The sequence below is a fragment of the Mesorhizobium sp. USDA 3734 genome, assembly GCF_056279665.1.
Genome location: NZ_JBWCCW010000001.1, coordinates 7,541,951 through 7,558,880 on the forward strand (window position 1 = coordinate 7,541,951; position 16,930 = coordinate 7,558,880).

The window sequence follows — 16,930 nt, forward strand, 5'->3', positions numbered from 1 at the left end:
GAGACTTCCAGTTCAGACTTTGGTTTTTGCGGCGTTGTCCAGTTCTTGCAGCCTTTTCACAGCTGTCGGCGGCAAGGCAGGTGGGTTCGGGCCGCGCGCCGCATCAATCAGGAACTGGTCGCAGGCGGCCTCGGTCTCACCGATCAGCCGGGCCATGAATTCGTCCTTGCCCAGTCCCGGTGGAATCGGCGGCAGGAAGCGCGCCTTGATGGTGCCGGGATAGCGCAGGAATTTGCGGCGCGGCCAATAGAGGCCGGCGACATGGGCCACCGGCACCACCGGTATGCCAAGCTGCGCGTAGATTTCGACGATGCCGTATTTGTAGGCCGGCTCGTCGCCCGGCGCGCGTCTTGTACCTTCGGGGTAGATGATAAGCTGGCGGGGGTTGCGGGCCATCTCCTCCTTGGTCGCGGCGACCACGGCCTTCAGCGCCTTCGAACGGCTGCCGCGATGAACCGGGATCATGCGCATCTTCATGATGTACCAGCCGAAGAACGGGATCCAGGTCAGTTCGCGCTTGAGGATGTAGAGCGGGTCCTGGAGGAAGGGGAAGAAGGCGATCGCGTCCCAGAACGACTGGTGCTTGGGCGCCAGGATGAAGGAGCCTTCGGGCAAGTTTTCCTGTCCGGTGATGTCGTTCCTCGTTCCGGCTATCTTGTCATAGAGCCACATCGAGGTGCGCGACCAGAATTTCGGCACGAACCAGGCGCGGTGACGGGGCGACAGGAAATAATAGGGGGTCCAGAGGATCATCTGGACGATCAGGTTGACGTAGAAGACGAAATTGAACGTCAGCGATCTGAAATAGAGCATTGGGGGGACCCGGTGAGGAGGTGAGCGTTGGTTACACCAAGCGCGGGTAAAAAGGAAATGGCCGCAGGTCGCTCTGATCGGCGAAGACGAGCGATCAGTCGATCGGTGAGCGGCCCCGGTTCCGCTACATCAGTCGCGCCAATCGCTCCTTCAGGCGTGGGGCGGAAAAATCGAGGAATGCGCGCAGCTTGACCGGCAGCAGGCCGTGGCCCGCATGCACCAGGCTTACCGGCCATGGCGCGGGCTCGAACTCCTGCAGCAGGACGCGCAGCGTGCCGGAGCACAGTGCGGCTTCGATCTGGTAGGAGAGCACTTTGGTCAGCCCGACGCCGGCAATCGCCGCATCGATGGCCGCTTCGGCGGTGTTGACCTGAAGCCGTGAGCGGACCTGAACCGGGATTTCGGCCTTGCCCCTGGTGAAGCTCCAGGTGGCGGCGGAAGCAAGTCCCTCGAAGGTGATGCAGCTGTGTGTTTCGAGATCCTCCGGGGTCGTCGGCGTGCCGTGTTCGGCCAGATAGGCGGGGCTGGCGCACACGACGCGGCGGATCGTGCCGACTCCGATGGCGACCAGGCTCGAATCGGGCAACTTGCCGATGCGGATGGCGAGGTCGAAATGATCCTCGACCAGCTGGGTTATACGGTCGGCCAATGTCAGGCGGATGTCCACGTCGGGATAGGCGGCGAGAAAGCCGGTGACGACCGGCAGCACGTGCAGGCGGCCAAAGACGACCGGCGCGGTGATGGCCAGTTCGCCGGTCGGAGCGCTGTATTCGCCGGCTGCCGTGCGTTCGGCCTCACCGACCTCGTCGAGGATGCGGCGGCAGGCGGCAAGATAGGCCTGGCCGGCATCGGTCAGCGTTAGCCGGCGCGTCGAGCGGTTCAGGAGGCGTGTGTTCAGATGGCGCTCGAGGTCGGAAATCTTGCGGCTGACCGTCGCCAGCGGAATGCCGAAACGGCGGCTGGCCGCGGAAAGGCTGCCGGCCTCCACCGCGGCGACAAAGAGCGACATGGCTTCGAGACGATCCATAGCTTCTTCCAGAAAATGGAAGGACAGGTTACGAATATGTCATCTGCATTTGAATGATGGAAGGCTTTATATTGCGTTTGTCGGCCTGCCCGCAGCATGGCCTCGCAAAGGAGTTGCCATGTCCGAAGCCCGTCCGCCGCTGCCGCCGTTCACCGCCGAGGCCGCGGCGCAGAAGGCGCGCATGGCTGAAGATGCCTGGAATTCGCGCGACCCGGCACGGGTCGCGCTTGCCTATACGACGGACAGCCGCTGGCGCAACCGTACCGAATTCCTGCAAGGCCGCGATGCCATCCAGGCTTTCCTGACGCGCAAATGGAGCAGGGAGCTCGACTACCGGCTGATCAAGGAGGTCTGGGCCTTCCACGGCAATCGCATCGCCGTGCGCTTCGCCTATGAATGGCGCGACGATAGCGGTTCCTGGTTTCGCAGCTATGGCAATGAGAACTGGGAATTCGACGAACACGGGCTGATGCGCCTGCGCATCGCCAGCATCAACGATCTACCGATCGGCGAGGCCGACCGCAAATATCACTGGCCGCTTGGCCGGCGGCCGGACGATCATCCGTCACTTTCGGCGCTCGGGCTTTAGCACTTTCCCGCAAGGAGGCTTTCGATGAACGCGCATGCTTTCACCAGCGACGTCGCCTTCACGCCGACTGTCAAGGCGATCCAGGCCCGCAAGGGCTCGCGCCAATCCTATGCCCGCGTCGAGGAGCGTGGCGGCTGGCAAGCTGTCATCACCCCTGACCTTGCCGCCTTCATCGAGATGCAGACCAGCGTCTTCCTGTCGACGGCCAATAGCGATGGCCAGCCCTACATCCAGCATCGCGGCGGGCCAGCCGGCTTCCTCAAGGTGGTGGATGAACACACGATCGGCTTCGCGGATTTTGCCGGCAACCGGCAGTTCATCACGCAGGGCAATCTGGCCGACAACCCGCAAGCCTTCCTCTTCCTCATCGACTATATGCACCGGCAGCGCATCAAGCTCTGGGGCACCGCGCGCGTCGTCGAGAACGATGCCAAGCTGATGGCGAAGCTGATGCCTCAGGATTACAAGGCGCGCCCCGAGCAGGTCATCCTGTTCACGGTCTCGGCCTGGGATGCCAATTGCCCGCAACATATCCCGCAACGGTTCGAGGCCGCCGACGTGGCGGCTGCGCTCGGTGAGCGCGACAAGCGGATCGAGCGCCTCGAACAGGAGATCGCCCACCTCAAGGGGATTTCGGGCACTGCCGCCAGGGCAGGCACCGCCGCGGGAGAATAGTGGTTCAGCCGCCGGCCGCGGTCTCGGCCAGCGCGATGCCGTTGGGCGTCGGCTTGACCGGCACGATACCGCGCGCCAGCGCCAGCAGATATTTGTTGTATTCGGTGAACAGCACCCGCAACGCCCGCGGCTTGGTCAGCCAGCCGCCATTGTCGAGGTTGGAATTGACCACCGGATAGGGCTCGAGCTTGGCGCCGTGCAGCAGCCGGCGCATCTCGAGCAGGCTGCGCGGCATATGATAATTGTTGGTGACGAGGATCACCGTGCCATAGGCGTGGCTCTCCACCCATTTGGCGCTTTCCTCTGCATTGCCGATCGTGTCGAGCGCGGCGCGGTCGATGTCGACGCAGCAGGAGAACAGCCTGACGTCGCCACCGGTCGCCGCCTGCAACTGGCGACGGCTGGCGGAAGGATGCACACCGCTGATCAGCAGCCGCTCGCCCTTGCCGGACGCCAGCAGATCCATCGCCGCATCGAGGCGGGACTGGCCGCCGGTCAGCACGATGATCGCGTCAGCCTTGGCCGGATTGGCAGGCGTCGTCAGATGGCTGACCTTGTTGGCGAACCAGCCGAAGCCGCCGGCAAACAAAGTTGCGAGGATAAGGACGGAGAGAGCGGATATGCGCAACGCGGCCCTCAGACGGCTCACCGTGCGGCGGTCATGCGAACGGGCAACCACCACTGGCATCTGCCCAGCCGTACCGGTCGAATCCCGCGCGTCCATAGCCATATGGTTAGTCCTGAAATGCGGCCTTGGGTAGGTAAAAGACGCACTTTGCGTTACGTGAATTCTCCATCCGTGATCACCCCGCATCCGGTTGGCGGACATCGATGTCGCTGAGATAGGCAACGACGGTGGCGTGGGACGTGGCAGCCGTGAGCCCGCCGATCACCAGCACCATCAAGACGACACCGAGATAGCCCGCCGACCCGATGGCGAAATTGCCGAACAGGGCTGTCGCCTGATCGGCCTGCGGCGTCGCCATGTTGCGCGACGACCACCAGGAAAAGACGATGAAGACGAGCACCGCCGCCGCCCCGCCAGCCGCCGCGCCCTTCATGCCGGTGACCAGGAAATGCCGGCGGAATTCGCGCGCGATGAATTGTGCCTCGGCGCCGACGAAATGCAGCACCTCGATGATGTGGCCGTTGCCGGCCATGGCGCCGCGCGTCGCGAACACCACGGTCAGCACCGTCGCTGACAGCATCAGCGCCAGCACGGCGATGCCGATGGTCACCGTGGTGCGGGCCATGGCCACCAGCCGGTCGACCCAGGTGCGATGGTCGTCGAGCGACGCGCTTGGCAATTTCGGTGTGATCGCGGCACGCATGGCGGCGAAATCGGGGGGGCTGCTCTCGTCGATGGTGACGATGATCAGGCGCGGCACCGGCAGCTCATCGATGTTGAGGCCTGAACCCAGCCATGGCTCCAGGAGCCTCGCGGTCGCCTCGCGATCGATGATGCGGGTTGCCTTGACGCCGGGAAATTCGCCGGCGATCTGCGAGGCCTGGGCAAGGGCTGCCTCCATGTCGAGGCCGTCGACCGGCTTGACCTGGATCGTCGCCTCGCGCGAAATCTGGTTCTCCCAGACGGAAGCCGTGTCGCGCACCAGCGTCACCGCGCCGAAGGTCAGGCAGGACAGGAAGGTCATGATGGCGATGACCAGTACCAGCGCCCGGCCAGCGATGTTCTGCGCCGGCACGATCGGCGCCATCCTGCGCTGGGCGCGCGGCTTTGCCTCGGTCGCCTCGGCGTCCTGTTCTCGTTCCACAAGATGGTCGGCGGACAGATCAGTCATAGATGTCCAGCCTTCCGCCGGCCAGGATCATGCGGCGCGCGTCGACCTGTTCCATCAGACCGAGGTCGTGGGTGGCGATCACCACGGCGGTGCCGAGACGGTTGAGTTCGATGAACAGCCGCAACAGGCGTCGCGCCAGCGGCGGATCGACATTGCCGGTCGGCTCGTCGGCCAGCAGGATTTCCGGCTGCTCGATCAGCGCACGAGCGATTGCCGCGCGCTGCTTCTCGCCACCGGACAGAACCGGCGGCAGCACATGCATGCGCTCGCCCAGTCCGACCCATTTCAACAGCTCGGTGACATCGGTGCGGTAGCTCGCCTCCTCGCGCCCGCGCACGCGCAATGGCAGCGCGACGTTCTCGTAGGTGGTCATGTGGTCGAGCAGGCGAAAATCCTGGAACACCACGCCGATGCGGCGGCGCAGATGCGGCAGTTCGGTACGCGAGATGCGTGAGCGATCCTTGCCGAAGATGGTGATCAGCCCGCGCGTCGGTTTCAGCGACATGAACAGCAGGCGCAGCAAGGTCGTCTTGCCGGCGCCCGAAGGCCCGCTGAGGAACTGGAAGGAGCGCTCCGGGATGTGCAGGGAGATGTCACGGAGGATTTCCGGACCCATGCCATAGCGGAGGCCGACATTTTCGAAACGAATCAATTTCGACGACCTGAATTTCTCGGCGGCAGCGAGCCGACCTGTTCTGGGTAAAGACCATCGGCCGGCATGGTTAACCGGCGGTTAATTCCTGGGCTCTTTCGGCTCGTCACGAGGGCTCCGGTGGGGAAGCGTTAACCATTTGTGTTTACGCAAAAGAAACGAAAAGCGAACACGTGCTGCAATGCTGGGGCCATGATGGCTGACGATCGAACCGCGCGCCCGGTTTCCGGCGAAATCATGACCGATCCGGCGGCAATCGCCGCAGCGGACCGGTTCATGCGTGGTTCCGCCGTCGACGTCGTCGATGCCGACTACGTGGTGATGCCGCGTCTTGTCCCTGCCGTGGAAAGCGTTGCGCCGTTGCCGCGCGCGATCGTCACGCCGCCCATCGAGGGCATGGACATGCTGCGCAAGCCCGAAGCCCCGGCGGAACGGCCACCGGCCTCGCGCGGCGGGCCGATCTTCTGGATCGCCGGCATCAGCGCCGCTTTGGCCGCCTTCTGGGTTTCCGGCGGACATGCGCTGGTGCGCCAGGCGTCGTTCCTGTCTGGTGCGCAGGCGTCGGCGCTCAGCATTTCAGGGATCACGTCACGTGTCGACCCTTCCGGGCCGAACCCCGCGCTGTTCGTCGATGGTGAGGCCGTCAATGACGGGGCGAAACCGGCGCAGCTGCCGCCGCTCGAAATCCGGGTGACCGGCAATGACGGACGCACAACCCGCTATACCTTGGGGACATCCGGCCGCGCGCTGGCATCCGGCGAAAGATTCGGCTTTGCCAGCCGGCTCGACGTGCCTAAGAACGGCGTAAGAACTGTATCGGTCACCTTCGCCCAATAGCGTGTGCTGATATTCAGGTGAGGCTGGCCTGCAAACGGCGGTTTCCGGTGCTCACGTACTTCAAGTACGCTCCGCTCCGGTTCTCGGAAACCACCGTTTTCGACGCAGCCTGACCTGAATCTCAACACACGCCAGGCGTGAAGCGTTCAGGTAAAAATCTCAGGGGGCGAAAAATGCCAATCGTACGCGGCAAGGACATCGAAGTCCTGTTTTCGGCATCGGCCATCGCGCGGCGCAATCTCGAACTCGCCAAGGAGATCGCCGGGCACGACTATCACGATCTGCTGGTGATCTCGGTGCTGAAGGGCTCGTTCATCTTCGCCGCCGATCTCATCCGCGCCATGCACGATGTCGGCCTGTCGCCCGAGGTCGAGTTCATCTTCATCTCCAGCTACGGCGCTGGCACCACCAGCGGCGAGGTGAGGGTGCTGCGCGACATCGACAATGAGGTCGCCGGCCGCGACGTGCTGTTGATCGACGACATTCTCGAATCGGGCAAGACGCTGAGCTTCACCCGCGACCTGATGCTGTCGCGGGGCGCCAAGAGCTGTTCCATCGCCGTGCTGCTCGACAAGCGCATGCGCCGCCAGACCGCACTCAATGCCGACTATGTCGGCTTCGACTGCCCCGACTATTTCGTCGTCGGCTACGGCATGGACGTTGCCCACGCTTTTCGCGAGCTGCCGTTTGTCGGCGTCGTCAAAGGGGATGTCTGAGCGACCTCAAAAATGCTTGGCGGTGCTGCGCGCTTTCAGGAAAAGTCAACTTTTCAGCGCCAAATATGCCGGCCATGGCAAAGCTTCTGATCGTTGAGGACGATGAGTCCGTCCGCACCCTGGCAGCCCGCGCGCTTGAACGCGCCGGGCACACAATCGATATCGCGGCGGACGGCGCGCAAGGGCTTTCGCTGATCCAGGCCGCGCGTGGCGGCTACGATCTTGTCGTCTCCGACATCCGCATGCCGGAGATGGACGGCATCGAGATGGCGATCGCGGCGGCGGCACTCTTCCCGGCGTTGAAGATCATGCTGATGACCGGCTATGCCGACCAGCGCGAGCGCGCCGAGGAGTTGAACGGCATTATCCTCGATGTCGTGCAGAAGCCTTTTACGCTGGCCGAAATCCGCTCGCGCGTCGAGCGCGCCCTGATCTGCTTCGCCTGATCAGGCTGGATCGGTGGCAGCAAGCACCGGCGCAGCGCTCTTGCGCCGTTCGGTGTTGAGCGCCAGCAGGCCGGCGCCGATGATCAAGGCAGCACCGATGATGGTCGTCGACCGTGGTACTTCGGCGAAGAACAGGAAACCCCACAGCGGCGACCACAGGATGCCGGTGTACTCGAAGGTGGCAACCCGGTTGGCCGGCGCCAGCCTGTAGCCCTGGGACAGGAGGATCATGCCTGCTGAGGCGACGAAACCGCAGGCCGCCATCTTGAGGAAATCCGGCAGTTTCGGCCATATCCAAGGCCGCACCAGGAATTCCAGGCTCGGGTGGACGGCATGGGTTATGCCGGCAAGGTGAAACGCGCCGGCCACCACGGCGGCGCCAACCAGATAGGCGCCGTTCTGATAGAAGGCCATGACGGTGGACGATTCGGTGTCGCCGATCTTGCGGGCCATCAGCTGCGAAAAACCATAGAACGCCGCCGAGCCCAGCGACAGCAGCGCCGCCCAGTCGAACAGTCCGGCGCCCGGGCGCAGCATCACGAGGACACCGAACAGCCCGATCAGCACGGTCGCCAGCGTCCGCCAGGATACGCGCTCGCCAAGATACGGTCCGGCCAGCGCCATGATGAACAGCGGCGCCATGAAATAGAGCGCTACCGCATCGGCCAGCGGCAAAGCGGCGATGGCCAGATAGTACACCGTATAGGAGGTGAACTGGATGAAGGCGCGCATCGTCAGCATGCCGAATCGCTTCGACAGGATCGCCTGCAAGCCGACATCGGCATGGACCAGAAAGATCAGGATCGGCAGAGCGACGATCGAGCGGATCGCCATCACCTCGGTCACCGGATAACCGCTCGACACGGCTTTGACGAGCGGATCCTGCAGTGAGAAGATCAGCACACCCAGGCACAGGCTCAGGATGCCGCGCACCATCCGGTTCTGCATAAGGGTTCCAGGCTCCAGTGCCGCGCCCCGCAAGCACGCTTGATGCAAGCTAAAAAGAACCCGCCACCGTTTCGGGCAGCGGGCACGAGTGAGGACTCTTGATTGGTCCGCGGCTGATTTCGCAGCCGCATATCCAATGGGTGAGGTCACTATCATCCTGCGTTTGACATGTTGCAAACGAATTGGAATGATACCAGCGATCAAATTTCCTTATGGCGGATTTCATGCGACCGACCCTCGACAGCGACCTCCTGCGCACCTTCGTGGCGATTGCGGAAACCGGCAATTTCACCAAGGCGGCGGAGCAGGCCGGCCGCACCCAGTCGGCGGTGTCGATGCAGATGAAGAAGCTCGAAGAGCTGATCGGCGACAGCCTGTTCGAGCGCGGTTCGCGCGGCGTCGCGCTGACGCGGCGCGGCGGCGAACTCATCGTCAACGCCCGCCGCATTGTCTCGCTGCTCGACGAGACATCGGCGTCAATGGCGGCAGCGCCGCTTGGCGGGCCGGTGCGCATCGGCATTCCCGAGGAATATGGCCACGCCATCCTGTCGCGCGCGCTCGGCGCCTTTTCGAAGCGTCACACGCAGGTCGAGGTCACCGTGCGCTATGCGCATTCGGGGGCGCAGATAGCGGCGCTTGCCGCCGGCGAACTTGATCTGTGCGTGGTGTTCGAATGGCAGGATCCCGCCGGCGGCGAAGTGCTGATGCACGATCCGACCGTGTGGGTGACGTCAACCCTGCACCACATGCATGAGGAACAGCCGGTGCCGATCGCGCTCTACAACCGGGCCGGCTGGTGCAAGGACTTCGCCATCAAATCATTGGAGCAACGCAATCTTGCCTATCGTGTCGCCTACACCAGCGACACCACCGGCGGCCTCAAGCTCGCCGTCACCTCGGGACTGGCGATCGCGCCGATTTCGCGCAGCAATATTCCTGACGGCTGTCGTGAACTGACGACCGCGGACGGGTTCGGCGCCATCGATTCCTCGAATGTGGTGATGCACCGCAACCCGAATGCGTCTGGCGAAGCGATCGACGGCATGCAGGAGGCTATCCGCGACGCGTTCGTCAACCGGCTGAATCAGCCGGCGGCATCCTCGTAGAAATGCAGCCGGTTGCCGAATGGATCGGCGACCGATACCTCGCGGGTCTTCCACGGCGTCTCTTCCAGGCCCGGCCTGGCAAAGCGGTATTTCTTGCCGATCAGTTCGCCATGCAGTGCGGCGATGTCCTCGACCTTGATGCGCACGGCAATGCCAGGCGCACCATCGCCGTGGTGCTCGCTGAGATGCAGGACGCAGCCGTCGCGGCCGACCGCCATGTAGAGCGGCGCGTTGTCGTCGAAGCGATGCTCCCATTGCACCTCGAAGCCGAGGAAGCCGACATAGAATTCACGCGCCTTGGCAATGTCGAAGATGCGCAGGATGGGCGTGACAGTGCCAAGTTTGGGCATGGTGGTGCAACCGTTCGAGAGGGTTTTCGGGCGGGGTGGAGGCGGGGCGGCAATCCGTGTGTTTTATCGCAATTCCGGACGGAAAACCGCTTCACACTTTTCCTGGAATTGCTCTATTTCAGCTCGAGCAGCCGTTCGAGATAGCTGCGCTCGATGTCGGGGCTCAGCGCATTGCCGAGCCGCTTGCGGATCGCTTCCAGAATCTGGCGGGCGCGCTGCACGTCGATCTCGTCGGGCACCTTCACCGAATCGCCGAAGTCGGGACCCTGGCTGGCGCGCGGCCGGCCGAGCGGGTCACGATCGGCGTTCTGCTGGCGGCCGCCTTCCTCGCTGCCGCCCTGGTCGCCCTGCATGGCCTGCATCTGCTTCATCATGTCCTTGGCGCCCTTGCGCAGCGCTTCCAGCGCCCGGCCCTGATGGCCGACGGCCTCGTCGCCTTCGCCTTCGCCGAGCGCCTGTTCGGCATTGCCCATGGACTTGCCGGCCTCGCCAAATCCTTCGTTGGGCTCCATGCCCATGCCTTCAAGGCCCTTCTTCAGTTGATCGAGGTCGCTTTTCAGCTGGCCCTGGCCCTGCTGCAGCTGCTTCAGCGCGTCGGCGAATTCCTGTGGCGTCATCGGCTTTTGCCGGGCGAGGGGATCTCGGTCCTCGCCGACCCCTGGCTTGTCCTCATCCTGGCCACCGCCTTCGCCGAGCTGCTCGTCGCGGTTCTGTCCGCGCTGGCGCTCGCCGCGCTGCATCTGGTCCATGCGGAAGGTGTCGTTCATCATCTCCTGCTGGCGCCGCAGGATCTCGCCGAGCTTGTCCATCTGCTGGCGCATCTCGCTGTCCTGCTGGCCGCCTTGCTGCTGGCGGCCGGCCTGGAGATTGTTCATCATGTCTTGCAGTTGCGACAGCAATTGCTGGGCCTTGTCGCGATCGCCCGACTTCGCCAGATTCTCGATCTGGTCCATCATGCGGTCGATGTCGCTCTGGCGCAGTTCCTGGCCGTTCTGCTGCATCTGCGGTGCGTTGGGGTTCTGCTTGGCGCGCTCCGCGAATTCCTGCAGGAACTGGTTCATCGCCTCGCGCAGTTCCTTCATCGCCTTCTCGATTTCAGCGTCGCTGGCGCCATTCTTGATGGCGTCCTGCAGAGCCTGCTGCGCCTGACGCAGCCGCTTTTCCGCGGCCGAGAGATTGCCTTCCTCGATGCCGAGCGCGATTTCCCAGAGATAGGCGACCTCGCTGCGCAACTGATCGTCGCTGTCGGCCATTTTCAGCCGGCTGCGGGCGCTCATAATGGCGAGATAGTGGGACATGTTGTCGAACGTGTCTTCCGGCCGCAGCGTGATGGCGTCCATCAGGTCGAGAACGCGGGGCTTGGCGTTGGCGTCGAGCGCCAGCAGGCGGCGCTGCTCGACCACCGCGCGCGCCAGCGGATTGGTGAATGGCCGCTCCGGCATCAGCAGCGTCTTGGTTTCGCTCGATGCAGTGTGCCCGGCATCGTCGGTGGCAACCAGCGTCAGCTTGATGCTGCTGCCGGCCCAGACATGTTCGGTCAGGTCCTTCGAGGTCCTGGCGGCGTTCGACTTGCCACCACGACGCGGCAGCGACAGCGGCATTTCAGGCGGACCATAGAGCGGATGTGCATTGGGCGCCTGCGGATCGGCGAGCGCGAACACCGCCTTGGCGGTGGCGGCACCATAGTCGTCGTCGATCTGGTAGTTGAGTTCGAAGGCGCCGTTGGCGGCGCGCTTCGGCTCGCCGACGAAGCGGATCTGCGGCGGCTTGTCCGATATGACAGCGAAGGCCCAGCGGCCGAGCTGGTCCTCGCCCGACGTCAGCGTCAGCGTGCCGTCGCCGGTCAGCTTGCCGGTGAACTGGCGTACCTTGGACGGCGTCGCCGGGTTTGCCGCCGGCTTGGCCGTCGCGGCAGCCTGCGGCCCGGCCGGGTCGATGGCGCGGGAATTGCCATTCTTGTCGGCATAGCCGAGCGTTTCTTCGCCTGAGCCGCCGGTCACGCGCAGTGAGACGTCGCTGCCTTCGGGAACAGTGAAGGTCGGCGTCGCCTGGTTGGCGTCGGCGGTCAGGAAGATCGGCGGCTTGCCGGTGTAGGCTGGCGGCGTCACCCAGGCGTCGATGCGCGGCGGCACGGCATCGTGCGCGCCATGGGCATTGAAGCCGTCACTGATCCTGCCGCCTGTCGGTCCGAAGGAGAAGGCGAAGGCGGTAACGAGCAAAAGTGCCGCCACCGCGCGCAACCCCCAGGGGTCGCGTTCCGGCACGCGTGTGCGCGGCAGGTCGGCGCCAAGGTTGTCGAGCTTTCCGGCCATGCGCTTCTGGTGTTCGCGCCACAGCGCCTGCGAGAAGCTGCTTTCCTGGCCGCTTGGTCGGTCTGTCTGCACCAACACCGGGCTGTGCAACAATTGATTGGCCGCCTCGATCCGGCGGTCAATTTCGACAGCGCCCGGCAGGCGGAAGAAGCGCAGCGGGTAGAGCGCGGCCAGTGCCGCGATGCCGAATACGGCGACAAGGCCGATGCGCGCCATGTCTGGCAGGCGGGAGAAGAGGCCGAGCCAGGAGACGCTGAGGAACAGGCTGGCGACGATGACGGGCGGAAGCAGCAACGGCCAGCCGCGCTCGACCATCATCGAGACCCGCGTCGCCAGCCGGCTCAAGGCAAGGCGCCCGGCCAGGCCGCGATCGCTGCTGAAGGTGGGTCGTTCCGTCATCGGCCCTTCCTAGAGCCTATTCCATCCCGAAAGAACCGGGATGGGGCTCTATCTCCTTGAGCATGATCTGTTCCGAAAACCAGATTCCACTTTTCGGGATCATGCTGTGGGTTGGACAAAATAGCCCAAGCCTCACGACTCGAAGAATACCAGCAAACACGGCAAAGGCGAGGCAGTTTGAAAAAACGTGAAGCCGGCCCGAATGGTTTCAGGTCAGAACTGCGCGGGATTTGCGTTGGCGCCGCAGACCAGCACGGCAATACGTTCGCCCGAGGACGGTGTGTAGCGGCCGGACATGATCGCCGCGAAGGCGGCGGCACCGCCCGGCTCGGAGATGATGCGCACACGGTCCCACAGCGCTTTTTGCGCGGCGATGATGTCGTCGTCGCTGACCAGGATCGAGCGTTCGACAAAGGCTTCGGCGATCGGGAACATCATCTCGCCGACGCGCTTTGGCGCCAGCGAATCGGCGGCGATGCCCTCGGCCGGCGCGTCGACGGGGTGTCCGGCCTCGAAGGCGCGATGAAGCGTCGGCGCGCCCTCCGGCTCGACGGCGATGATGCGGATGCGGCCGGCAAACCAGGCAGCAATGCCGCCGATCAGGCCGCCACCGCCGACAGCCACCAGCAGCGTGTCGATCTCAGGCAGGTCGCTCTCGATTTCGAGCCCGAGCGTGCCCTGGCCGACCAGCGTTTCTTCCTGGTTGAAGGCGTGGATCTGCAAGGCGCCGGTCTGCTCGGCGAAACGTTCGCTGGCGACCAGCGCCTCGGCATAGCGGGCACCGCCGACAATCAGCTCGGCGCCGTAGCTGCGGATCCGCTCCACCTTGGCCGCCGGGCTCACCTCGGGAACGAAGATGGTCGCCTTGTGGCCCAGCCTCATGGCGGCATAGGCGACGGCCGCGCCATGGTTGCCGCCGGATGCGGCGACGACACCGGCCTTGGGAACCGCACGCTCCAGCAGGTTGGTGAAGGCGCCGCGCACCTTGAACGAGCCGGAATGCTGCAGGCATTCGAGCTTCAGGTCGACCGTCATCGGCGCGCGGTCGAAGTCGGCCATGTCGACGCGCAGCACCGGCGTGTGTCTGATATAGGGGCGGATGCGCGGCTCCATCGCGGCAATGCGCTCGCGTGTGACGGTATTGCCGTTCGTCATGATTTGCTCCCTGTGAGGGGTAGGTGTGTTTCCAGCGCTTCTATGCGAGCCAGTCGGGTAGCGAATCCAGCCCGATCAGGTCGTCATAGGTCAGGCGCGGGCGCACGACGTGGAATCGGTCGCCGTCGACCAGCACTTCCGGCACCAGCAGGCGGGTGTTGTAGGTGCCGGCCTGCACCGCGCCATAGGCGCCGGCGGTGGAGACGGCAATCAGGTCGCCGGCCTTCAGCCTGGGCAGATCGCGATCGAGGCCGATATAGTCGCCGGTCTCGCAGACCGGGCCGACCACATCGACCATCATGCGCGGCGTGTCGGCCGGCGGCTGCACGACCGGACGGATGTCGTGGAAGGCATCGTAGAGCGTCGGCCGGATGAGATCGTTCATGGCGGCGTCGACGACGAGGAAGTTCTTGGCGTCGCCTTCCTTCACGAAGATCACTTCCGAGACGAGGATGCCGGCATTGCCTGATATCAGCCGGCCCGGCTCGAACATCACCTTCAACCCGAGCTTGGTGACATGCTTCCTGACGATCTGGGCATAGGCATCGGGCAGCGGCGGCGGGTTGTTGTCGATGCGGTAGGGAATGCCGAGGCCGCCGCCGAGATCGACATGCTCGATGGCATGGCCGTCGGCACGCAGTGCGCCGACCAGATCGACAAGCAGGGCGAAGGCATCGTCGAAAGGCTGTAGTTCGGTGATCTGGCTGCCGATATGGGTGTCGATGCCGGTGATCTTGATGCCGGGAAGCTTTGCCGCGCGGGCATAGACCTGAAGCGCCTTCTGCCACGGGATGCCGAACTTGTTCTCGGCCTTGCCGGTGGAAATCTTCTTGTGGGTCCTGGCGTCGACGTCGGGATTGATGCGCAGCGAGATCGGCGCCACCTTGCCAAGCGCCACGGCTCGCGCCGACAAAAGCTCGAGTTCGGGCTCGGATTCGACGTTGAAGCAAAGGATGCCGGCGGCAAGGGCAAAGTCCATTTCGCGCGCGGTCTTGCCGACGCCGGAAAACAGGATCTTGCCGGCCGGGATGCCGGCGGCCAGCGCCCGGCGCAATTCACCTTCCGAAACCACGTCGGCGCCGGCGCCGAGCTTCGCCAGCGTGCGCAGAACGGCCTGGTTGGAATTGGCCTTCATGGCGTAGCAGACCAGCGCGTCGAGCTCGGCAAAGGCCTGCGCGAACACCCGGTAGTGCCTGGTCAGTGTGGCCGTCGAATAGCAGTAGAACGGCGTGCCGACCTGTGCGGCGATATCGGGGATCGCCACGTCCTCGGCATAGAGCACGCCGTCGCGGTAGTCGAAATGGTTCACGAGAGTGGTTCCGGGAAGTTGGAGCACGATGAGATCGGGTTTGGACCAAACCCGGTCTCGGCGACTCTAGATCAGCGGGTCGAGGATGAACTTCTTGTCCACGACCGGTTTTTCCGGCTCCGGCGGCACGGGCTGGTGGGCCTTCGAGGCATCCTTGCGCGCTTGCACGGCCGCCTCATAGGGCGTGTCGAGACCGCCCCTCCTGCCGCAGGCCGAAACGGCCGCGATCGCAACCAGCAGCGTCAGCGTCACAAAAATCCTGCTTCCGGTCATCGATCCATCCGTCCGAAACGTTTGCCAGCCGCCGCTTTTAGCCGAGTTCTCAGCGCTTTGCACCCCGGATATTGCGGGTCGCAATATCGCCGGGATATTGCCGGTTGCAGTATCCGGCATCACGCTTTCGCCAGTCGCTTTTTCCAGGCGCGGATCTGCTTCCTCACTTCCGACGGTGCCGTGCCGCCGAAACTGGTGCGGCTCTTGACCGAGTTCTGCACCGCCAGCACCGAAAATATGTCCGCTGTGATACCTGGATTGATCGACTGCAAATCCTCCAGCGAAAGCTTCTCCAGCCCCACCTTCTTGTCTTCGGCCAGCGCCACCGCCCGGCCGGTGACATGATGCGCCTCGCGGAACGGCAGGCCTAGCGTGCGCACCAGCCAGTCGGCGAGGTCGGTCGCTGTCGCGTGGCCGGAGCCGGCGGCCTTCTTCATCGCGGCTGCGTTGATCGTCATGTCCGAGACCATGCCGGTCATCGCCGCCAGCATCAGGTCGAGTGTCTCGGCGGCATCGAACACCGATTCCTTGTCTTCCTGCATGTCCTTGCCATAGGTCAGAGGCATGCCCTTCATCACCGTCAGCAGGCCGACCAGATGGCCGGTGACGCGGCCGGTCTTGCCGCGCACCAGTTCGGCGGCGTCGGGGTTCTTCTTCTGCGGCATGATCGAGGAGCCGGTGGAAAACGAGTCCGATAGCCTGACGAAGCCGAACTGCGGCGTCGACCAGATGATGATCTCTTCGGCCAGCCGCGACAGATGCGTGGCGCAGATCGCCGCCATGCCGAGGAACTCGAGCGCGAAATCGCGATCCGAAACGCTGTCCAGCGAATTGCGCATCGGCTCGCGGAAGCCGAGTGCCTTGGCGGTCTGGTGACGGTCGATCGGGAAGCTCGTGCCGGCAAGGGCCGCGGCACCAAGCGGGCTTTCGTCCATCCGTTCGATCGCATCGCGCACACGCGACAGATCGCGCGAAAACATTTCGACATAGGCCATGCAGTGATGGCCGAAGGTCACCGGCTGCGCCGCCTGCATATGGGTAAAGCCCGGCATCACCGTCGCCGCGTGCTCCTCGGCCCGCTCCAGCAGTGCCTTGATCAGCCCCTTCAACGCCTCGGCGACGCGAAAGCACTCATCCTTGACCCACAGCCTCAAATCGACCGCCACCTGGTCGTTGCGCGAGCGCGCCGTGTGCAGCCGACCGGCCGGCGCGCCGATCAGATCGGCAAGGCGCGCCTCGATGTTCATGTGGATGTCTTCAAGCCGGGTCGAAAACTCGAAGCTGCCGGCCTCGATCTCTTTCAGGATCGTGTTCAGCCCGTGAGCGATTTTTTCTTGATCGGCCGCCGAAATAATGCCCGTTTGCGCCAGCATCTCGCTATGGGCGATCGAGCCTCTGATGTCCTGGGCATAGAGTTTGCGGTCGAACGAGATCGACGCGTTGATGGCTTCCATGATCGCGGCCGGACCCGAGGCAAAACGTCCGCCCCACATCTGGTTGCTGGTCTTCTTGTCGCTCATGGCT

The 16,930-nt window shown here is 64.0% G+C and carries 18 protein-coding genes; 6 read left to right on the plus strand and 12 right to left on the minus strand.

The genetic code is table 11. The features are described from left to right. Window positions 1–12: 12 nt before the first annotated feature. Together ACZ89F_RS36250 and ACZ89F_RS36255 are read right to left on the minus strand one after the other, a co-directional pair. Window positions 13–813, minus strand: coding sequence for a lysophospholipid acyltransferase family protein (locus ACZ89F_RS36250; protein WP_476097075.1), 801 nt, complete (start codon window positions 811–813; stop codon window positions 13–15). A gap of 124 nt (window positions 814–937) precedes the next feature. Further along, on the minus strand, window positions 938–1,840 hold the full coding sequence (locus ACZ89F_RS36255; RefSeq protein WP_476097077.1) for a LysR family transcriptional regulator: 903 nt from the start codon (window positions 1,838–1,840) through the stop codon (window positions 938–940). A 118-nt stretch (window positions 1,841–1,958) separates the two neighbouring features. Here ACZ89F_RS36255 and ACZ89F_RS36260 point away from each other — a divergent pair, with 118 nt between their 5' ends. After that, on the plus strand, window positions 1,959–2,429 hold the full coding sequence (locus ACZ89F_RS36260; protein ID WP_476097079.1) for a nuclear transport factor 2 family protein: 471 nt from the start codon (window positions 1,959–1,961) through the stop codon (window positions 2,427–2,429). A gap of 24 nt (window positions 2,430–2,453) precedes the next feature. Next, window positions 2,454–3,104 carry a pyridoxamine 5'-phosphate oxidase family protein gene (locus ACZ89F_RS36265; protein ID WP_476097081.1) on the plus strand — a complete coding sequence of 217 codons (651 nt, stop codon included), beginning with the start codon at window positions 2,454–2,456 and terminating at the stop codon, window positions 3,102–3,104. Window positions 3,105–3,108: 4 nt separating this feature from the next. On the opposite strand, the gene ACZ89F_RS36270 is transcribed toward ACZ89F_RS36265, so the two are convergent. The 3 genes from ACZ89F_RS36270 to ftsE form a co-directional block, all read right to left on the minus strand. Beyond that, entirely contained in the window at window positions 3,109–3,834 is a 726-nt protein-coding gene (locus tag ACZ89F_RS36270) for a YdcF family protein (RefSeq protein ID WP_476097083.1), read from the minus strand. 73 nt (window positions 3,835–3,907) lie between these two features. Continuing rightward, complete coding sequence (locus tag ACZ89F_RS36275; RefSeq protein WP_476097085.1) at window positions 3,908–4,903, minus strand: cell division protein FtsX; 996 nt, start codon at window positions 4,901–4,903, stop codon at window positions 3,908–3,910. Beyond that, window positions 4,896–5,555, minus strand: coding sequence for a cell division ATP-binding protein FtsE (ftsE, locus tag ACZ89F_RS36280; protein ID WP_010911739.1), 660 nt, complete (start codon window positions 5,553–5,555; stop codon window positions 4,896–4,898). Before ftsE ends, ACZ89F_RS36275 begins: the two co-directional genes overlap by 8 nt. Window positions 5,556–5,747: 192 nt before the next feature. Here ftsE and ACZ89F_RS36285 point away from each other — a divergent pair, with 192 nt between their 5' ends. From ACZ89F_RS36285 to ACZ89F_RS36295, 3 genes are all read left to right on the plus strand, one after another. Continuing rightward, on the plus strand, window positions 5,748–6,392 hold the full coding sequence (locus ACZ89F_RS36285) for a hypothetical protein (RefSeq protein ID WP_476097086.1): 645 nt from the start codon (window positions 5,748–5,750) through the stop codon (window positions 6,390–6,392). A 173-nt stretch (window positions 6,393–6,565) separates the two neighbouring features. Continuing rightward, complete coding sequence (gene hpt, locus ACZ89F_RS36290; RefSeq protein ID WP_056583612.1) at window positions 6,566–7,108, plus strand: hypoxanthine phosphoribosyltransferase; 543 nt, start codon at window positions 6,566–6,568, stop codon at window positions 7,106–7,108. Window positions 7,109–7,182: 74 nt separating this feature from the next. After that, window positions 7,183–7,554: a response regulator gene (locus ACZ89F_RS36295; protein WP_168991995.1), complete on the plus strand. Its 372-nt coding sequence runs from the start codon at window positions 7,183–7,185 to the stop codon at window positions 7,552–7,554. Here ACZ89F_RS36295 and ACZ89F_RS36300 read toward each other — a convergent pair whose 3' ends face one another. Then, window positions 7,555–8,502 carry a DMT family transporter gene (locus ACZ89F_RS36300; RefSeq protein WP_476097087.1) on the minus strand — a complete coding sequence of 316 codons (948 nt, stop codon included), beginning with the start codon at window positions 8,500–8,502 and terminating at the stop codon, window positions 7,555–7,557. Between the two features lie 224 nt (window positions 8,503–8,726). Here ACZ89F_RS36300 and ACZ89F_RS36305 point away from each other — a divergent pair, with 224 nt between their 5' ends. Beyond that, window positions 8,727–9,608 (plus strand): LysR family transcriptional regulator, encoded by an 882-nt coding sequence (locus ACZ89F_RS36305; RefSeq protein WP_476097089.1) that lies wholly within the window; start codon window positions 8,727–8,729, stop codon window positions 9,606–9,608. Here ACZ89F_RS36305 and ACZ89F_RS36310 read toward each other — a convergent pair. The 6 genes from ACZ89F_RS36310 to argH all read right to left on the minus strand — a co-directional run bounded on the left by ACZ89F_RS36310 (window position 9,587) and on the right by argH (window position 16,926). After that, complete coding sequence (locus tag ACZ89F_RS36310; protein ID WP_476097091.1) at window positions 9,587–9,958, minus strand: glyoxalase superfamily protein; 372 nt, start codon at window positions 9,956–9,958, stop codon at window positions 9,587–9,589. The two genes, ACZ89F_RS36305 and ACZ89F_RS36310, sit on opposite strands and share 22 nt — an antisense overlap. A gap of 113 nt (window positions 9,959–10,071) precedes the next feature. Beyond that, complete coding sequence (locus ACZ89F_RS36315) at window positions 10,072–12,669, minus strand: TIGR02302 family protein (RefSeq protein WP_476097092.1); 2,598 nt, start codon at window positions 12,667–12,669, stop codon at window positions 10,072–10,074. Between the two features lie 213 nt (window positions 12,670–12,882). Further along, window positions 12,883–13,824, minus strand: coding sequence for a threonine/serine dehydratase (locus tag ACZ89F_RS36320; protein WP_476097094.1), 942 nt, complete (start codon window positions 13,822–13,824; stop codon window positions 12,883–12,885). Window positions 13,825–13,864: 40 nt separating this feature from the next. Further along, a complete protein-coding gene (lysA, locus tag ACZ89F_RS36325; protein ID WP_476097095.1) occupies window positions 13,865–15,133 on the minus strand; it encodes a diaminopimelate decarboxylase in 1,269 nt (422 codons plus the stop codon). A 66-nt stretch (window positions 15,134–15,199) separates the two neighbouring features. Then, complete coding sequence (locus tag ACZ89F_RS36330) at window positions 15,200–15,406, minus strand: hypothetical protein (protein WP_476097096.1); 207 nt, start codon at window positions 15,404–15,406, stop codon at window positions 15,200–15,202. 119 nt (window positions 15,407–15,525) lie between these two features. Continuing rightward, complete coding sequence (gene argH / locus ACZ89F_RS36335) at window positions 15,526–16,926, minus strand: argininosuccinate lyase (protein ID WP_476097097.1); 1,401 nt, start codon at window positions 16,924–16,926, stop codon at window positions 15,526–15,528. Window positions 16,927–16,930: the final 4 nt, after the last annotated feature.

What these genes read in the sequence shown, in the direction of transcription:
- ACZ89F_RS36315 (WP_476097092.1), bottom strand. Translation starts at nt 12,669, where the DNA reads ATGACGGAACGACCCACCTTCAGCAGCGATCGCGGCCTGGCCGGGCGC.
- argH (WP_476097097.1), bottom strand. Translation starts at nt 16,926, where the DNA reads ATGAGCGACAAGAAGACCAGCAACCAGATGTGGGGCGGACGTTTTGCC.
- ACZ89F_RS36265 (WP_476097081.1), top strand. Translation starts at nt 2,454, where the DNA reads ATGAACGCGCATGCTTTCACCAGCGACGTCGCCTTCACGCCGACTGTC.
- ACZ89F_RS36295 (WP_168991995.1), top strand. Translation starts at nt 7,183, where the DNA reads ATGGCAAAGCTTCTGATCGTTGAGGACGATGAGTCCGTCCGCACCCTG.
- ACZ89F_RS36275 (WP_476097085.1), bottom strand. Translation starts at nt 4,903, where the DNA reads ATGACTGATCTGTCCGCCGACCATCTTGTGGAACGAGAACAGGACGCC.
- ACZ89F_RS36260 (WP_476097079.1), top strand. Translation starts at nt 1,959, where the DNA reads ATGTCCGAAGCCCGTCCGCCGCTGCCGCCGTTCACCGCCGAGGCCGCG.
- hpt (WP_056583612.1), top strand. Translation starts at nt 6,566, where the DNA reads ATGCCAATCGTACGCGGCAAGGACATCGAAGTCCTGTTTTCGGCATCG.
- ACZ89F_RS36310 (WP_476097091.1), bottom strand. Translation starts at nt 9,958, where the DNA reads ATGCCCAAACTTGGCACTGTCACGCCCATCCTGCGCATCTTCGACATT.
- ACZ89F_RS36300 (WP_476097087.1), bottom strand. Translation starts at nt 8,502, where the DNA reads ATGCAGAACCGGATGGTGCGCGGCATCCTGAGCCTGTGCCTGGGTGTG.
- ACZ89F_RS36330 (WP_476097096.1), bottom strand. Translation starts at nt 15,406, where the DNA reads ATGACCGGAAGCAGGATTTTTGTGACGCTGACGCTGCTGGTTGCGATC.
- ACZ89F_RS36305 (WP_476097089.1), top strand. Translation starts at nt 8,727, where the DNA reads ATGCGACCGACCCTCGACAGCGACCTCCTGCGCACCTTCGTGGCGATT.
- ACZ89F_RS36285 (WP_476097086.1), top strand. Translation starts at nt 5,748, where the DNA reads ATGATGGCTGACGATCGAACCGCGCGCCCGGTTTCCGGCGAAATCATG.
- ACZ89F_RS36270 (WP_476097083.1), bottom strand. Translation starts at nt 3,834, where the DNA reads ATGGCTATGGACGCGCGGGATTCGACCGGTACGGCTGGGCAGATGCCA.
- ACZ89F_RS36255 (WP_476097077.1), bottom strand. Translation starts at nt 1,840, where the DNA reads ATGGATCGTCTCGAAGCCATGTCGCTCTTTGTCGCCGCGGTGGAGGCC.
- ACZ89F_RS36320 (WP_476097094.1), bottom strand. Translation starts at nt 13,824, where the DNA reads ATGACGAACGGCAATACCGTCACACGCGAGCGCATTGCCGCGATGGAG.
- ACZ89F_RS36250 (WP_476097075.1), bottom strand. Translation starts at nt 813, where the DNA reads ATGCTCTATTTCAGATCGCTGACGTTCAATTTCGTCTTCTACGTCAAC.